Raw genomic sequence first — 17,453 nt, 5'->3', positions numbered from 1 at the left:
TAACGCATGTGAACCTGAACGATCAATCGATAGAAGGTATACGCGTTAAAGGTAAACCTGCATTTTCGGTACAATATCACCCGGAAAGTACACCTGGCCCACATGATTCAAGATATTTATTTGATGATTTTATTTCATTGATAAAAAATTCGAAGAACTGATTTTATAATCTGTATCATATTTTATAGGCCGGATTGCTTACGCAATCCGGCTTTTTTATTGGATAAATAATACTACAATGTGCGTTTCTCTGCTGGTTTTCCAGAGATTGTGCAAATATTTTCTGGTTTTTGCAGGAATTTGCAGGAATTTATATTATCTTTAATACGGCCTTAACAAAACCATAAGAGATTGCCCACGAAAAGAGACACATTTACGCGCCCAAAACCAGCGTAAAACTGTGATATGAGATACAGTTTTGTTTTCCAAAATATATTGAACGGATAGAGGAGTTTAGCTTTTGAATATGCCTTCAACTGAAAGTGTTATATGACCTTTTAAATATTTAGCTGATTTCAATCTAAAATATAATAAGTATGAGAAAAACTTTTTCTTAGTGGTGCTTTTATTTGTCTTTACTTTTTGCAGTCAAATCGCTATGGCCCAGGCAAATATTGTTTCGGGGTTTGTAAAGACTGCAGAGGGTGTTCCTCTTATGGGTGTAACCGTCTCAGTAAAAAATACAAATAGAGCAACACTTACTGAATCTTCCGGATATTTTTCAATTAGTGCGTCTTCTGAAGAAACACTGGAATTTTCTTCTGTTGGCTACACTACGCAAAGCGTTTTAGTAGGTGATTCCAAAGAAATATCTATTTCTCTGCTAGCCAAAGAATCCGACATGGACGAAGTTGTGGTAGTAGGTTATGGTACACAAAAAAGAAGCAATGTTACGGGAGCGGTAGCAAGTATTGATGTGGAAAAAACACTGGGAAGCAGGCCTATTGCCGATGCAGGGCGTGGTTTACAGGGTGTTATACCTGGCCTGTCAGTAAGGATTCCAAGCGGTGAAGTAGGTTCTGACCCATTGATGAGAATTCGTGGCTTTGTAGGTTCAATAGAAGGTAGCAGCCAACCGTTGATATTGGTTAATAACGTTGAAGTTCCAAGCATACAGATGATCAATCCAAATGATATTGAAAGCGTCAGCATTTTGAAAGATGCATCGGCAAGTTCTATTTATGGTGCTAAAGCAGCATTCGGCGTTATTTTAATAACAACTAAAAGAGGAGCCAAAACAGATGGGGTTAACCTTACTTACAGCAACAACCTGTCCTGGCAAAATCCTGCAAAAAAATTGAAGTAGCTGGTATTGATGGATTAGAGTATACATTGGAGGCACATAAAAATATGAAGGGAAGCGGCCCTGCCGGCGGTTTTTGGAGAATTAGTGAAGAAAGCCTGCAAAAATCGAGAGAATGGGAAGAAAAATATGGAAGTACCGTTGGTAAGTTTGATCCGGTAGTATTCAATAGAGATTGGTATTTTGATGGGGTTGATAAATATGGTATCAGAATTTACGACCCCGCGGAGGCAATGATCAAAAAAGTAGCATTCACGCAGAACCATAATCTTTCTCTTAATGGTAAATCAAAAAACACCACTTATAATGCGAGTTTCGGCTACTTTGGACAAGAAGGAATGATGAAACCTGCCCCACAAGACGACTATACCAGGTACACCGCTAATCTAAACATATCTTCAAAAGTAAGTGATCACATCACCATCCGTGGAGGAACATTATTTTCGGACAGAACGAAAAGATACCCCAACTCGGCCACTGGGTTCGGAGCTGACCCTTGGTTATATTTATATAGATGGAGCCGTTATTTTCCAACAGGCGTAACAGAACTTGGAGAAGAAATACGTGATCCTTACTGGGATACCAAAAACGCCCACACAGCCATACTCGGCAATAAATACACTAACCTGAATTTTGGAACAACTATAGACATTAATAAGAACTGGCAAATTATTGCAGATTACACATACGATATACGGCAGGAAATAAGAAAATCATCGAGGCCCACTTTCTCCGGCGCCTGGCATTGGTATGCACCTGTTGCCTGGACGGATGATGACGGAAACCGGGTTTATGTAGATGATGCTGGTAATGTTACAGAAAGCGGCGGCGTAGCTGCGTGGCGGTTTCCTGTTAGTGAATACATCGGTAAGGTCGACACCTATATCTATCAATTTACCCAAAGAGAGGAGCGGCATACAGTAAACGCCTACTCTACTTACAACCTTAATCTTAAAAATAGCCACGATTTAAAATTTATGTTGGGAACCAATATTGTGGCCAATAAATGGAACAATCACTTTTCCCGGGCTTATGAATTGACGAATATGGACAATCCTCAATTCGCATTTACTTCTGGCAGGCAAGAAACAGGAGGAGATGCTAACTGGGATTCGCAATTGGGTTATTTTGGAAGGGTTAACTATGCATTTGCCAACAAGTATTTACTGGAGGCTAATCTTCGTTACGACGCGGCTTCTAAATTTCCCGCATTCCTGCGCTGGCAATGGTATCCGTCGTTCTCTGGTGGTTGGGTACTAAGCGACGAAAACTTTATGAAATCAACAAAAAACATTTTAAGCTTTGCCAAGTTCCGCGCATCATGGGGATCGATTGGCGACCAGTCGATATCAAATGGACTGTATATTTCTTCTCTAGGGAAAATAGAAAAAAATTCATGGTTAGATGGCACAGGAAACCCATTTTTTCAATTAGGTACCCCCAAACCCTGTTTCCGCTAACATCGCCTGGCAGGATATTGTTACGCTCAATTTAGGAGCCGACTTGCGCTTTTTCAAAAATAAGTTTGGGGTTGTGTTTGACTTGTATGAGCGGCGAACTCAGAACATGATCATACCGGGGCAAGACCTTCCTGAAACTTTTGGAGCCGGTGCACCAAAGGGGAATTACGGAAACCTGAAAACCCGTGGCTGGGAAATTGCTTTTGACTTCAATCATCGATTTGCTGGCGGCCTTGGTATTAACCTGATGGCTAATTTATCTGACGCGGTTACTGATATTACAAAATCGGCAGATTGGAATATGCCATATGAAGACAGAGCTCTTGATAATACGTTCACAACAGGAAAACGATATGGAGATATTTATGGCTACGTAACAGACCGGTTATATCAACAAGAGGATTTTGTGTATGATGCTAATGGCAATTTTGTCCAGGAAACAATTGTGTGGCAGGGTACGGCCAAACGAACTAATAAGCTGGCGGGAAATAATCCTGTATATCAAACCCAATTTGAAGATGGCAACCAGATTCTTTTAATCAGCCCAGGTGATGTAAAGTTTGTGGATGTAAATGGAGATGGCTACATCACATCCGGCAAAGGAACTTTTGGTGATCCGGGTGACCGGGTTGTGATAGGCAATTCTCTTCCCCGTTATGAATATGGATTTAGAATTGGCCTTGATTATAAATCTTTTGATTTTTCTGTAATGGGCCAGGGCGTTGGCAAGCGTCATATATGGGGTGCCGGCCAGTTAGCCATTCCAGGCTTTCATGTAAAAGACGGAGCTATGCCTCAAACCTTTGCCGGAGATTTCTGGAAGGAAGACAGAACCGATGCTTTTTATCCAAGAGCCTGGAATCTCAATGGTGCTAATTCAGGGTTTGTGATGGTACCTCAAACAAGGTATTTACTCAATATGTCTTACTTCAGAATTAAGAATATCACTTTAGGATATAACGTTTCGCCCAAGCTTCTCAACAATATTAAATTGAAGCAAGCACGCGTTTACGTTTCTTTCGAGAACTTTATCACCTTCGACAAACTACGTGGCCTGCCCATTGATCCGGAAGCCATTTCGGGACAATCGATGTTAGCAGACAACTACAATTTGGGTCGCACAGGCACATCAAACCCTACTTTTAAAATAGCTTCTGTAGGCGTAAACGTATCGTTATAATTTAAAACAAACATTTTTATGAAATGAGCATAAAAATATTTGATCGACTTAATAGCGAAGCGATGAATATTTTTTCTGCGAATTTCATCTGACCATAAAAACAATAAAATGAAACAGATGAAATATACAAATACATATCTTTTTATACTTGCCTTTGTAGTTATGGCCTTGTTTGGTTGTAAGAAATTTTTAGACAGGCCGCCGCTGACAGAAGTAACAGATGAAACTGCCTGGACATCTGAAGACAATCTTAGATTGTATGCTAATAAATTCTATCCGGCTTTTTTCACAGGTTATGGATTAGGTTTTAATACTGAAGGAGCTGCCATGATGGATTATCAGTTTAGCGACGATGTTTTCCTAATGGGTAACCAGGGTAATTTTACAAGGTCAGTCCCTAACGGCGGTAGTATTTGGGAAATGGATACTATACGCTCTGTAAATATAATGCTGGACCGGATGGAAACTCGCATGAAAGACTTACTGGAAGAGGACGCCTACAACCATTGGACAGGAATAGCGCGTTTTTTTAGAGGTTTAGAATATACAAGATTAGTTACAAAGTTTGGCGATGTACCTTACTATGACTATGTGCCAAGTGATATAAACCTGGACGACCTATACAAGCCTCGCACACCACGCAACGAAGTAATGGATGCCGTTTACAACGATTTAAAATTCGCACTTGAAAATGTGAGAGCATCTGACGGAGACCAGTTTGTTAATAAATATGTTGTGGCGGGATTCACATCAAGGGCTGCTTTATACGAAGGTACATGGCAGAAATATTATTATAACAATAACGAAAGAGCCAGAAAGTTTTTGGAATTAGCACAGGAAGCCGCAAACATTGTTATATCAAGCGGTAAATATGATATTGTAACAGATTTTAGATCTCTGTTTGCTTCTAATAATTTAGGAGGAAATAAAGATGTAGTATTCTATAGAAATTATGATGCAGCAGCTGGCATTACACATTCTGTAGCTTCTTATAATAATCTGTCCGAATCTTTAGCATTTGGCCCAACCACCGATTTAATTAAATCATTTATTTGTGTTGACGGGAACACCTGGCAAACTTCAGGAGAAGACGATGCTAACGACTTTACTTTATCCAAAATAATCACAACAAGAGACTCTCGTTTGGAAGCTTCTTTTTATGACAAACCAACTCCAAAAAACAGGGCGGCATTCTGGTATATCACCAAGTTTATTCCGCGAAGCGTGATCACATCTGTTGCTGCTGGCGCAACACCTCCCAATGAATTTACGAGCAGCAAAAACGAAACAGATTATCCGGTATTCAGGTATGCTGAAGCATTATTAAACTGGATTGAAGCTAAGGCAGAATTATCTACAATAGGCGGAGCCGCTATAACACAAGCTGATATTAATTTATCTGTTAATAAGATAAGAGATAGGCCATTGGCAAAAGAAGCCGAAGACAAAGGCGTTAAACCAACTGCGCATTTAGATATCAACAACCTTCCGAACGATCCGGAGAAAGACCCCTCAGTACCTGCCCTACTTTGGGAAATCCGCCGTGAACGGCGTATGGAATTGGCCTTCGAACATTCGCGCTTTGAAGACCTGAAACGCTGGGGCAAGGTAGCATATATGGATACGGATAATAGCAAAGATCTGACATCAGGAGGTTGGGTAAACTTTTCTTCGGAGTTACCGCCTACTGAATTGAAAGCAGGCATCTCTGTAATAGACATGGCAGGGAATACAATTGTTTACAACGGTTCAAATGGTGCATTGTTAAAGGGCTTTTTAGAACAACCAATACAAATGGCAGATTACCATACTTAAACCAGTCTGGAATAAACCCTTATTTGTCACCAATAGGAAGAACGGAAATAGATGAATATACATCACGTGGCTATACACTGGCACAAACAGAAGGCTGGCCTCAAAATTAAGCAGCATTACATAACTCCAAAATTGTAAATAAATGAAATTAGAAAATATATCAAAATATTGGTTGGTGTCAGCCTGTACAATGATTTTGTTCATTATGGGCTGCACAAAAGATTTTCCTCAAAATGTAGATTCTTCCGCTGAAGTGATCTTACAGTCCATAAAAATTGTGAATGCTGGCGAAAATGGGAATACGGTAATCGAAGGAACAATTGACGAGAACCTTAAAACAGTAGCTTTCCCCAGGATCGACACATTAACCGATTTTTCTAACATTAAGTTTGAAGCCACTATGTCTAATGGCGCCAAATTAGATCAGCAATCATATAATTTCCCTTTTGGCGAAGGAGCTTCTTCCAATACCTCAATAGTTAAAGTAATTAATAACAAAAGGTTTCGCGAATATCGGGTTACGCTGCGTTTAAATATTCCTGTTTTTGGGGCAGACTTCGGAAAGCGAGAAATATTTGATTATACTAACAATGAATTAGGAAATCCCGTTTATCCAACATTTGTTTCTTTAAGCACAAGAGGAAGCGGATTTGACGGAGAACATGTATTGATTGTAACACGCGCCGCAGGCGGATCGCATCTTTTAAAAGTATCAGATCTTCGAAACAATAACATTACTCCTATTACGCTAAATCAAACAGGCGTAGCCGGAGGAACATACCTTGTTAACGTTGGCGCACAAGTTAATGGCCATACCTATATTGCGAATTTATCCGGCGGACAAGTCTCTCCATTCAAAATATACCACTGGACCGACCCTGCGGCAGCACCAGAGATTATAGCTAACTTAAATATTGCAGCAATACCTGGAGCAGGCAATCGCCATGGCGATAATATGTCTGTAAATCTTGATGCTAACGGTAATGGATTTATGTATTTCGGGGACAATGCCGTTTCGAAAATACTTCGTTTAAAAGTAACCGACTATACTACGATTTCTGATCCTACAGTGCTACCAAATGCCGCAGCATCAACTTTTGTTATGTCATTTAATCAGGTAGGTAACACTTCAGATTATATATATACTGGTTATGATGCGCCAATAAGAGTGGCAAATGAGTCAGCAGGTATTACTTATACTTTAAGCAGTACAGCTGTTCCTATCAGAGGCTCGGATGCGCGTGTAATACAGTTCAATGGAGAAAGATATTTAATTATGACAACCGCTGCGAGAACTGGGTCAGACCCTGTGGTGCTATACGTTTATGATATTACAAGAGGCAGCAGCACCGTTGAAGCGCTGACGCTTTTTAATGAAAGAGCTGACAAATCTGCAATATATGAGTATTCTCTTTTAGGTCCGGCCAATACGGCTCCATCAACACAAACGGGTTGGTTTGTAACAAAAGACGAAGAAGGAAATGACTCAAAGCTTACACTATATACAGCCTCCGCTGATGCAGGATTTGTGCTGATCGACTTTCCAAAAAAGAACAAACTGATTAGATCAATTATAAATCATGATTGTTTAAACTCCACAAAATACTTCACGGATGAAACAATATAAATATCTGTTGGCTGCAATTATATTAGCGGTCATATTCAATTCCTGCAAAAAAGGCAGCAAGGATATAGATGTTCCGCCGGATCCGGAGCCGCCAAAAGAAAACGCGATGCTCCTCCCCAAAAAACAAATGCGCGCCACCTGGATGGCAACTGTTTTTGGACTGGACTGGCCACAAGGAGATTATAATACAACATCTCAAAAGCAACAATACATCGCCTATCTTGAAAAATTTAAACAGCTAAACATGAATGCTGTTTTTGTTCAGATTAAAGGTATGGGTGATGCATTTTACAATTCGCCTTACGAACCTTGGAGCGCTAATATAACGGGATCAAGAGGCCAAAATCCTGGTTATGATGTATTAAAATATATGATCGATGAAGCCCATGCACGAAACCTGGAATTTCATGCCTGGATCAATCCTTTTAGAATTGCTACCAGAGCTAGCAATGCCACACCTTACCCACCGCTACATTCTTCTGTACCGGCTAACTGGGTAGTAAGTCACGAAAAATGGCAATTGTATAATCCTGCAATTCCGGAAGCCAGGAATAGATTAGCAGACATCGTGAAAGATATCATTACAAAATATAATGTAGATGGAATACACATGGATGACTATTTTTATCCCGATCCGTCTTCCGCCGGCCAGATGGTATCGGATGCAGGAGATTACGCCACCTATGGCGCGGGTTACAGCACCATTGAGGAATTTCGCCGCAGCAATGTTGATAAAGCAATCAAAGCAGTATATGATGTTATAGTAGCATCTAAACCAGAAGTAATATTTTCTATTTCTCCAACTTCAGATTTTACATATAATCGGAATACGCTTTATGCCGATATAAGGAAATGGGCAACAGAGGGCTGGATGGACGTTGTTATTCCTCAGATATATCATAACAGCAATTTTGCAGCTAAGCTAACAGAATGGGATATGTTCAATAACAAACCCAATCTTATGATTGGACACGGTTATTATTTAATGAACAATACTTCGGAACTTACCAACCAATTCAACTTGACAAAGAATAAAAAAGCGGTTGTTGGCAGCTTGTTGTATAGTGCAAAGTACTTGAATGAGAGCCCTGCGCTTACAAACAAACTTGCAGAAATATTCGCCACCCCTGCAGTTATTCCCTTCCTGGGCCGAGCTGTGGCATCTGCTCCAACCGATCCACAAAACGTAAGAATAGACGGCAGTTTATTAAAATGGACCGCGACTGGCAATGTAAGATCTGTAGTTTATTATACACCAGCTTTGGAACAAGAAAGCCGTGTTATAGCCATTACCAACGAAAACCAGTTCAATGCAGGCCAATCAGGATTTTATTGTGTGTCTACACTTAATGCAGACAATAAAGAAAGTAAAATTTCTGCTACTGTGAAGAAGTAATACTATTAGAGCAACAGATTTTATTAGTAAATGATTTGCTTTTTTTAAATAATATTACACCCGTCAACAAATAGTTTTTTTGTATATTGTTATTAAATTTTCAAGAATTGCTTAAGAAGGAAAGACAGGCTTATATACTTCACCAACTCAATCTGCATAATAAGATTGTAAGTGTCGACTTATCAAATGAAATAGCAGTTTCGGAAGATACTATTCGAAGAGATCTGCAGGAGTTGTCCGAAACTGGGCAATTAATAAAAGTGCATGGTGGTGCACTTTCAACGGCTTTTAATGAGGTTCAGTTTAAAGCAGTAAATGTTTATTCTCAATCTCATAAAAAGATAATTGTTAACAAGGCTTTGGAGTTGATAAAGAATGGGATGTTTATTTTAACAAGTGGCGGTACTACAATTCTTGAATTGATTCGGGCATTACCACCACATCTTAAATTAACGATAATGACGGGTAGCATTCCCGTTATTAATGCATGCATGGCACATCCCAAACTAGATGTGGTAGTAATTGGAGATAAATTATCAAGAGACTCGAAAATAACAGTTGGCGCTGAAGCTATTCAAAAGATAAGCAATGTAAATGCCGATTTATGTTTTTTAGGAACAAATGCTATTGACGTTGCACATGGGGTTACAGATAATGATTGGGAAGTAGTTCAAATTAAAAGGGCGATGGTAAGTTCATCATCAAAAGTGATTTCTATGACCATTTCCGAAAAACTGCAAACGTACCAGCCTATTAGTGTTTGCAAAATTGAGCGGATCGATTATTTGATTACCGAACTGGATTCGACTGATGAAAAGCTAAAGCTCTTTGCAGATGCGGGAGTTTATTTATTATAAAACTATCTACAACCAATAACAATAAAATACATATCATGAGAAAGACAATCTCAAATTCCATCCTATTTTGGATGTTTTACTGTTTATTACCCATTACGGGTTGGGGACAAACCAAGACGATATCAGGATCAGTATCCGGGCAGAACGGCCCTCTCCAAGGTGTTACTGTTGCCGTTATTGAAACACAAACTGCGACTTTGACGGATGCTGACGGCAAATTTTCAATAACTGCACAAGCTGGCCAGTCATTAGAATTTACTTACATAGGATATGAAAAACAAACGGTAACCATCAGTACGGAAACTAACATCAATGTTACCTTAACCCCTGGTACCGGAACGCTTGAAAGTGAAGTGGTGGTAACAGCCCTTGGTATTAAAAAAGAGCGAAAGGCGCTGGGATATTCGGTTTCTGACCTGGGGGCACAGGAACTAATGAAAAATAAAAACACAAATGTTGTTAATTCCCTGGTAGGAAAAGTACCTGGTGTTAATGTTACACAATTTAGCGGCGCGGCGGGTGCCGGGGCATCTATTACTATACGTGGCGGTAATTCTACATCTGATGGGAGGCAAAATCAACCATTATTTGTAATCGATGGGATTATATATGATAACTCCACTACTGTTACAGGTAATACTGGCACGGACGGTTTGTCCCGTAGCAATACCAGCTATTCTAACCGCATTATGGATATTAACCCGGAAGATATCGAAAACCTATCCGTTTTGAAAGGTGCTGCTGCTGCTGCCTTGTACGGATCACGCGCTGCTGATGGTGTTATCATCATCACTACAAAAAAGGGTGCTGAGGGTAAGGTAAATGTTAATGTCAACAGTAAAATAATTACTTCTTGGGCGAATAAAATTCCCGAGGCTCAAACCCAGTTTGGAAATGGCACCTATGCGAGTAATGGCGTTTTCAATGACATTACTTACAGGTCATGGGGTAAAGAAATCACGTCTGCCGACACAGTATACAATAATATTCAAGACTTTTTTAAGAATGGTCTTATCTATGACAATAACGTGAACGTATCCGGAGGCACAAAAAACGGTTCATTTTATTTATCCGCATCAAATTACAATCAAACAGGCATCGTGCCTGAGACTGATTATAATAAGACAACCTTCAGGTTTAATGGTGTTCAAAAATACGGTCGATTAACACTAGATGCCAATGCAGCCTATTCTGTTGCAGATAACGACAGAACACTAACCACAGGTGGCCTGTACGCTGGTGGTGGTAATGGGACAATGGGTGCGATATATAGCTGGCCGCAAACGTTTGACATCAAAAGATATCGAAACCCGGACGGAACACAATACCGGAGATTCGATGGAACAATTGATTTAGTAGATGACATTGACAATCCTTACTGGATTATTAATATGGATAAGTTAACATCGCAAACAAAACGTTTCACGGGAGGCCTGAATGCCAGCTTCAAAATTGCGGAATGGTGGGACGTTATAGCGCGCTTAGGTTATGATCAGTATGCTACAAATGATTATACCTATATAGCACCAGGTTCTGCTGTGATTCCGTTATACCAAAATGGCCGGCTAAGCAAAAGCTTGTATGATTATACTTTTATCACTACAACCGCAATGAGTAATTTTCATAAAACAGTAGGAGATTTCGATCTTCGCTTATTATTAGGAACTACTTCAGAAAATACAGAAATAAAAAGCCAAAATCAGTGGGGATATAATTTTGTAACAGCCGGCACCATTGCTTTTAGCAATTTTGCTCCGGAAAATCAGTTTTTCAGAGATCGTATAACACAAAAACGACTGGTTGGAGGATATGGAGAATTTGGCGTTTCGTATAAAGATATAGCTTTCATTACCGCTACAGGTCGTAATGACTGGTCATCTACATTGCCCGTTGAAAACAGATCTTATTTTTACCCTTCACTAAGTGGTTCTTTTGTTTTTACAGAATTGTTACCCAAAAACAATATCCTGTCCTTCGGTAAAGTTCGCGCAAGTTGGGCCCAGGTGGGTAAAGACGCAAATGCATACGCTACTCTCACTTATGTTAACAACCCAATTACGATTGGATCTTTTACAGGTATAGGAAATCAATATACAAGTGGAAATCCTTTCTTAAAGCCCGAAATTCAAAAGTCCTGGGAAGTTGGCGGAGAACTTAGATTCCTAAAAGGTCGAATTGGGTTAGATTACACTTATTATCATAGCCAGACGGAGAACCAAATTGCCCAGCCTCGTCTGTCAAATGCCAGCGGTTATATTCTGACAGCTATAAATTCCGGTTCTGTGATCAACAAGGGGATGGAAATAGCACTTACAGGAAAACCTGTGGTACAAAGAGATTTTGGATGGGATGTAATGCTGAACTTCTCTTACAACAAAGGAAGACTGGGTGAATTTTTGCCAGGGGTAGCATATTTTTATCCGACAGACGCACAATTCGGAACTGTAAAAGCGGCCTCGATTCCTAATGGCGGATTTTTCCTTGGAATGACCGGAACCACTTACTTACGTGAGACAGATGCAAACAATCAGGAAATAGCAAATGGGCGCTATCAGGTAGATCCTACAACTGGATTATATAAACTTAATAATAACAATCCGATCGTAGGTAACCGGGAACCAGATTTTATTGGCGGCTTTAATAATACACTTCGATACAAGGACCTAACGTTATCGTTCCTCATCGATGTTCGTAAAGGCGGAGACGTATATAATGGAACTGAATATTCTATGATCCTGAATGGGCTAAGCGAAAGAACTTTGTTGAATAATCGCGAATCCGTAACAGTAAATGGCGTGAACAGTCAAACAGGTGCTGAGTTTTCTCAAACGTATAATGCTGATGAGTCTTATGTTATAAATGGGACTACCTATTCGGGAAATTATATGATTCAGCAGTATTGGGCCAATTATGCAGCCAATTCCATGAATCTTATTACTTCTGTAAACTGGTTAAAGCTTCGTTCACTGTCATTAACATACGATTTTACCGATATGCTAAAAAGCACAAAAGTGATTAAAGGTATTTCAGCAACAGCGATCGGCACCAATTTATTAACGCTGACGAACTATGAAGGCATGGATCCGGAAGTAAGTGCGGCTGGAGGAACAGGAGGTTCTGGTTCGACAGGTATAGATTACTTGGGTGTGCCCGCAGTAGCAAGTTTCACATTTGGTATAAACCTTAGTTTTTAATGAAACAAAACAAGATCATGAAAAATTTAAAACATATTATACTTAGCAGCCTGCTTTTCTTAGCTTTTACTTCGTGCAAAAAATGGCTGGATGTAAATACCGACCCTAACAACCCTAACAACGAAAGTGTGTTAGTAGAAAACAGGCTTCCCTGGATACAACATTTTTACACGTATACCGCGGGCGTCACCAATTTTCGTACAGCTTGTCAGGCTGGAGTATACTACAGCAACAGCGGTTCAGCCAACCCATTTACTACAACATGGATCGCCTCTACAGGAAATACAACCCCTTACCAAACCTGGTTTGTAGAAGTAGCATCCAATCTGAAAGATCTATATAATTCTGCTGAGAAAAAGGCGCTTACTCCTACATGGCTACGGCCGAAGTATTTCACGCGCTAGGATTTATGCAGATGTTGGATGTGTATGGTGAAATGCCGTACACTCAGGCTATATCTTCAATTGCCAGCCCTACTTTTGATGATGGTAAAACCATTTATTATGGATGTATGGCTAAATTGGATAATGCAATTAGCTTATTTAATAAAACCCAGGATGCTGCAGCCCCGGCCTTTTCTAAAGGAGATATGTGGAATAACGGAGACGTGAGCAAATGGATCAAGCTATGTTACGGATTAAAAGCACGCTATATGCTTAAACTTTCCAAGAAATCAGATCTGTATAATCCGGATTCTATTTTATACTGCTTATCCAAAGCACCCCAATCTAATGCAGACAATATTGTTCAACCTTCCTTTAATAATAGTACAGTTACAGATTATTTATTAGGTGATCCTGTTGTAACTAATGGCAATTGGAATTATGCTGGTTATGGCAGCAACCAGCGCATTTCTCAATATCATTATAACCTGCTGACAAATATGCGTGCGTCAGGAATTACAGATCCACGGATGACAAAAATAGTACCCGCATCGATGTCTGATATTAAACTCGATGCAAGTAAAAAGGTAGCCTCTTATACTTGGAACCGCTCTAAAGGTGTTGATTCTTATGGACCATCAACTCGCCTTGTGAAAGGTGGCGCTACATCTATCATCGCCCCCACTTATGCAACCGCAAATACGCCCATAAAGTATACAATTGCAGATGCAACCGAACGCACCAATTTCATTGCTGCACAGGTTCTGGCAGGTCGCACTCACACTATTGATGGCACCAGTGTAACGGTTACATACAACGCAGGATCTATATTTATCAACAGCACTAACTATTTATATTCAGGAGATACTTCTTATGTAAATATGCGCACCTTCTCACTAGCTACAGGCGGCACAAATGAAATGGATCTTAACTGGTATCCTTCAACTGCAGCCAACACTGCGGGTGCGGTTGCTTCAACAGGTTCTTTCCAAATTCGACCTGTATCTGACCAAGAAATTTTAACCTATCATGAAATGTGCTTTATTAAAGCTGAAGTTTACATGAGAAAGGGAGATAAAGCAAATGCTCATGCAGCTTACATGGAAGGCGTCCGAGCTCATTTAAATATGATGCAAGCCAAGTTATCGGAATGGCAGGCCGCAGGCTACGCCTCTGTTAATCCGGATATGGCTCCCATGAATCCCAACGATATCACGGCTTACTTAGCCAGTAATGCTATATGCCAGGCGGCGGGCAACCTTACAATGTCCGATATTATGCTGCAAAAATATATAGCGATGGGCTGTAGTATTGAAAACTGGAATGACATGCGCCGGTTTAATTTCAGCACCGGAAATGTCGGCGGCTTTGGAGTTGTTTATCCAGGATATGACAGAGGACCTTTATTTGCCGGTCAGGATATATACATTGGTGCTTCCAAAACAGATCCGAGATACTGGCAACGTCGTTGGAAATTGCCTACTACTCTTGAACTGAATTACAACCTGACAAACGTGCTTGCCGTAAATGCTCACGCCGCAGATCCGGATATTTGGAGCATGCCGATTTGGTGGGACTGCGCAAGTGATGATGAGTACTATAGCTACATTAAGTAGGGATATTACCCAAAAAACAAATAACTCACTGCCACGGCAGTAATAATACCCGCTAGGTCTGCGAGCAACATAGCGCCAACAGAGTAGCGGGTATTTTTTATGCCCACGGCCCCAAAGTAAACCGCAATAATATAGAATGTTGTATCAGCCGAACCGCGAAATACAGAAGTAAGGTTTCCTGCAAAAGAATCAGGACCATGGGTTTTTAAAGTATCGATCATCATGGCACGAGCACCACTTCCGCTAAACGGTTTAAGTATCGCCGTAGGCAGTGCATCCACAATTCGTGCATCCCCACCAAAAAAGCAAATGCCGCTTTTATTCCACCCATTACAAAATCAAAAGCGCCGCTGTTACGCAGTAAACTGATCGCAACTAAAAGCCCCACCAAATAAGGAATAATTTTTATTGCCGTTTCAAAACCGCCCTTTGCGCCATCCACAAAAGCATCAAAAATTGGTGCTTTTTTATAAATCGCTCCTGCTATGATGAGTAAAAAAATAAGTAAAATCAATCCGTTACTTAAAGTAGTTGAAAACAATTGAACACCTCTAATATCAAGCGTTCTCACGTACACAATCAGCGCTGTGAATAAAGCTGTAATACCAAGCACCCAACCCACTATTACAGGCTGAAACACTTTTATTCCCTGCTTAAAAGATACAATTACCATCGCCGTTATTGTGGCTACAAAAGTGGCAATCATACAAGGAATAAATATTTCGGTAGGAAATTGAGATTTTAACGCAACGCGATCTGCAATGATAACAGTAGGTATCAAAGTGAGTCCGGAAGCATGTAAACACAAGAACATGATCTGCGCATTTGTGGCTTTTGTTTTGTCAGGATTTAGTTCCTGCAAGCTTTCCATCGATTTAATACCAAAAGGAGTAGCGGCGTTATCCAATCCCAAAAGATTGGCAGAAAAGTTCATCACCATATGCCCCATTGCCGGATGATTTTTGGGCACTTCCGGAAAAATTTTTGAGAAAAACGGTCCAATGATCTTAGAAAGAAAACGCACACCACCGGCCTGCTCCGCAATATTCATAAAGCCTAAAAACAAAGCCATAATACCTATTAAACCAATGCAAAGATTTACCGCATCTTTAGTGGTGTCAAAAACTCCGTTAGTAGATTGCAGGGTAAATAATTTAAAAGTCCCGCCGCCAGCGGCTGCTACACGATGCCCTTCCCAGTTTACATCCTGTCCATTGCGTAACTGTGCATGAACACTGGCCGGCAGCATTAACGAATCCACTTCTTTTACAAAAGTCGTATCGCCACTTTTTCCCGTCACCATCTGTGAAAAAATCTGCTCTTGTCCACTTTGAAAAACAAATTTTCCCAGCGCAACAGCCAATGCAATAATTATAAACGCGCTCCAGATTCTACTTAATACCATAATTGTTTCACTTATTTTGCTTTATACTTTTTCAACTCTTTTTCTAAAAAATTTTCTAACTGTTTTTTGAAGGTAACATTACTGCATATTTGGAGACAAACATTTTTTCCCGAATAGTTGCTCCCGAATATTCCACAAGGGCTTTGTTTTTATCTGTTACTAATAAAATACCTATAGGCGGATTATCGCCTGCCGATTTGTAATTTTTCTCATAAAAACTTAGGTAGGATTTTAGTTGAGAAGCCTGATAGCTCGCTAATTTTTCAACCTTCAATTCTATAAGCACATGGCAGTGGAGTATGCGGTGATAAAAAACCATATCCACGAAAAAATATTCGTCGCCTATTAGCAATCTTTTTTGTCTTGCTTCAAAGCAAAAGCCATTACCAAGCTCTAATATAAATTTCTCTAAATGATTAAGTAATGCTGTTTCTAAATCTGTTTCGTTAATGGTGTTCGATTTAGGCAATTGAAAAAAATCGAAAAAATAAAAATCTTTAATAGCATCTATCGCTTGTGTTGGTTTTATTTTTTCTTCTATTTGCTGTAACGATAGTTTTTTATTTTTTGACAACCCTGTTCTTTCGTAGGCCAACGTATTTATAGCTCTTCGCAAATCACGAACCGAAGGTTGGGTATGTAAAAGTAGCAGCTCGTAATACAGTCGTTTATCTCCTTCCTCAATTTTAATCAGCTCTGTAAAATGAGAAAAAGATGTTGCTGCAAATAATTGAAGAATATGCTTTTTGTATTGCGCTGGCGTTATCCCTTTAACAGGAGCTGAAACACGTTTTGCCAAAAGCTTTGCCACGCTTGGTTTCAATAGGTCAGACAGTGTCTGACCTATTGGTATTAGCTGTTCAAATTCGTCAGACACTGTCTGACCTATTGAAGAATAGTCCAAATAAAACTTTCTGAAAACTTTCAGGTTTGTTTCTGAAAGCCCGCGAATTTTGATACGTTTTGCCAGCTTTTCTAAAAGCAACTCTCCGTACTTTGCCCGGTCTTCGCCTCTTTGCTCATACTCAAAAATATAAAATCCGATAAGCCAGTTTCGCAGCGTTATATGGCGGTTTACAGCCTTTACTGCCGATTGCTGCAAAGAAACATGGGTTTGTTTAATGGTAGAAAGCAGTGCATTAAAGTTCATTACCAAAAATAATGATTTGTGCTTAAGCTGCGGGCATAATACCGATTGCACATTTATAATAGACCGT

Annotated in this window: 14 protein-coding genes; 11 read left to right on the top strand and 3 right to left on the bottom strand. The window is 39.9% G+C overall.

Annotation, left to right across the window (positions count from 1 at the left end; translation table 11 throughout):
* Window positions 1-8 precede the first annotated feature (8 nt).
* The 11 genes from MKP09_RS25205 to MKP09_RS02200 all read left to right on the top strand — a co-directional run bounded on the left by MKP09_RS25205 (window position 9) and on the right by MKP09_RS02200 (window position 14,831).
* Window positions 9-161, top strand: a complete 153-nt coding sequence (locus tag MKP09_RS25205) for a glutamine amidotransferase-related protein (protein ID WP_317235168.1) — start codon at window positions 9-11, stop codon at window positions 159-161.
* Between the two features lie 437 nt (window positions 162-598).
* On the top strand, window positions 599-1,306 hold the full coding sequence (locus MKP09_RS02245; protein ID WP_240826241.1) for a carboxypeptidase-like regulatory domain-containing protein: 708 nt from the start codon (window positions 599-601) through the stop codon (window positions 1,304-1,306).
* A gap of 44 nt (window positions 1,307-1,350) precedes the next feature.
* A complete protein-coding gene (locus MKP09_RS02240) occupies window positions 1,351-2,763 on the top strand; it encodes a SusC/RagA family TonB-linked outer membrane protein (RefSeq protein WP_240826240.1) in 1,413 nt (470 codons plus the stop codon).
* Window positions 2,764-2,836: 73 nt separating this feature from the next.
* The gene (locus tag MKP09_RS02235; RefSeq protein ID WP_240826239.1) at window positions 2,837-3,943 is read left to right on the top strand and encodes a SusC/RagA family TonB-linked outer membrane protein; all 1,107 of its coding nucleotides are present in this window, start codon (window positions 2,837-2,839) and stop codon (window positions 3,941-3,943) included.
* A 117-nt stretch (window positions 3,944-4,060) separates the two neighbouring features.
* Window positions 4,061-5,758, top strand: a complete 1,698-nt coding sequence (locus MKP09_RS02230) for a RagB/SusD family nutrient uptake outer membrane protein (RefSeq protein WP_240826238.1) — start codon at window positions 4,061-4,063, stop codon at window positions 5,756-5,758.
* A gap of 142 nt (window positions 5,759-5,900) precedes the next feature.
* Window positions 5,901-7,385, top strand: a complete 1,485-nt coding sequence (locus tag MKP09_RS02225; RefSeq protein WP_240826237.1) for a DUF4623 domain-containing protein — start codon at window positions 5,901-5,903, stop codon at window positions 7,383-7,385.
* Window positions 7,372-8,781, top strand: coding sequence for a glycoside hydrolase family 10-like protein (locus MKP09_RS02220; protein WP_240826236.1), 1,410 nt, complete (start codon window positions 7,372-7,374; stop codon window positions 8,779-8,781). Before MKP09_RS02225 ends, MKP09_RS02220 begins: the two co-directional genes overlap by 14 nt.
* A 107-nt stretch (window positions 8,782-8,888) precedes the next feature.
* Window positions 8,889-9,638: a DeoR/GlpR family DNA-binding transcription regulator gene (locus MKP09_RS02215; protein WP_240826235.1), complete on the top strand. Its 750-nt coding sequence runs from the start codon at window positions 8,889-8,891 to the stop codon at window positions 9,636-9,638.
* A 71-nt stretch (window positions 9,639-9,709) separates the two neighbouring features.
* Window positions 9,710-12,832 (top strand): SusC/RagA family TonB-linked outer membrane protein, encoded by a 3,123-nt coding sequence (locus MKP09_RS02210; protein WP_240826234.1) that lies wholly within the window; start codon window positions 9,710-9,712, stop codon window positions 12,830-12,832.
* 17 nt (window positions 12,833-12,849) lie between these two features.
* On the top strand, window positions 12,850-13,236 hold the full coding sequence (locus MKP09_RS02205) for a hypothetical protein (RefSeq protein WP_240826233.1): 387 nt from the start codon (window positions 12,850-12,852) through the stop codon (window positions 13,234-13,236).
* Window positions 13,206-14,831, top strand: a complete 1,626-nt coding sequence (locus MKP09_RS02200; protein ID WP_240826232.1) for a SusD/RagB family nutrient-binding outer membrane lipoprotein — start codon at window positions 13,206-13,208, stop codon at window positions 14,829-14,831. Before MKP09_RS02205 ends, MKP09_RS02200 begins: the two co-directional genes overlap by 31 nt.
* A gap of 5 nt (window positions 14,832-14,836) precedes the next feature.
* Here MKP09_RS02200 and MKP09_RS02195 read toward each other — a convergent pair whose 3' ends face one another.
* The 3 genes from MKP09_RS02195 to MKP09_RS02185 are packed head-to-tail and all read right to left on the bottom strand — an operon-like array spanning window position 14,837 to window position 17,386.
* Entirely contained in the window at window positions 14,837-15,055 is a 219-nt protein-coding gene (locus MKP09_RS02195; protein WP_240826231.1) for a hypothetical protein, read from the bottom strand.
* Window positions 15,052-16,236: a nucleoside recognition domain-containing protein gene (locus MKP09_RS02190; protein ID WP_240826230.1), complete on the bottom strand. Its 1,185-nt coding sequence runs from the start codon at window positions 16,234-16,236 to the stop codon at window positions 15,052-15,054. The genes MKP09_RS02195 and MKP09_RS02190 overlap by 4 nt, the downstream gene beginning before the upstream one ends.
* A 55-nt stretch (window positions 16,237-16,291) precedes the next feature.
* Window positions 16,292-17,386: a PDDEXK nuclease domain-containing protein gene (locus tag MKP09_RS02185; protein ID WP_240826229.1), complete on the bottom strand. Its 1,095-nt coding sequence runs from the start codon at window positions 17,384-17,386 to the stop codon at window positions 16,292-16,294.
* Window positions 17,387-17,453: the final 67 nt, after the last annotated feature.

This window comes from Paraniabella ginsengisoli (genome assembly GCF_022513635.1).
Taxonomy (GTDB): domain Bacteria; phylum Bacteroidota; class Bacteroidia; order Chitinophagales; family Chitinophagaceae; genus Niabella; species Niabella ginsengisoli.
The sequence above is the reverse complement of the archived record's forward strand: the minus strand, read 5'-3'. Positions and strand labels throughout refer to the sequence as shown.

What these genes read in the sequence shown, in the direction of transcription:
- MKP09_RS02205 (WP_240826233.1), top strand. Translation starts at nt 12,850, where the DNA reads ATGAAAAATTTAAAACATATTATACTTAGCAGCCTGCTTTTCTTAGCT.
- MKP09_RS02225 (WP_240826237.1), top strand. Translation starts at nt 5,901, where the DNA reads ATGAAATTAGAAAATATATCAAAATATTGGTTGGTGTCAGCCTGTACA.
- MKP09_RS02185 (WP_240826229.1), bottom strand. Translation starts at nt 17,386, where the DNA reads ATGAACTTTAATGCACTGCTTTCTACCATTAAACAAACCCATGTTTCT.
- MKP09_RS02210 (WP_240826234.1), top strand. Translation starts at nt 9,710, where the DNA reads ATGTTTTACTGTTTATTACCCATTACGGGTTGGGGACAAACCAAGACG.
- MKP09_RS02230 (WP_240826238.1), top strand. Translation starts at nt 4,061, where the DNA reads ATGAAATATACAAATACATATCTTTTTATACTTGCCTTTGTAGTTATG.
- MKP09_RS02245 (WP_240826241.1), top strand. Translation starts at nt 599, where the DNA reads ATGGCCCAGGCAAATATTGTTTCGGGGTTTGTAAAGACTGCAGAGGGT.
- MKP09_RS02200 (WP_240826232.1), top strand. Translation starts at nt 13,206, where the DNA reads ATGGCTACGGCCGAAGTATTTCACGCGCTAGGATTTATGCAGATGTTG.
- MKP09_RS02190 (WP_240826230.1), bottom strand. Translation starts at nt 16,236, where the DNA reads ATGGTATTAAGTAGAATCTGGAGCGCGTTTATAATTATTGCATTGGCT.
- MKP09_RS02240 (WP_240826240.1), top strand. Translation starts at nt 1,351, where the DNA reads ATGAAGGGAAGCGGCCCTGCCGGCGGTTTTTGGAGAATTAGTGAAGAA.
- MKP09_RS02220 (WP_240826236.1), top strand. Translation starts at nt 7,372, where the DNA reads ATGAAACAATATAAATATCTGTTGGCTGCAATTATATTAGCGGTCATA.
- MKP09_RS02195 (WP_240826231.1), bottom strand. Translation starts at nt 15,055, where the DNA reads ATGATGATCGATACTTTAAAAACCCATGGTCCTGATTCTTTTGCAGGA.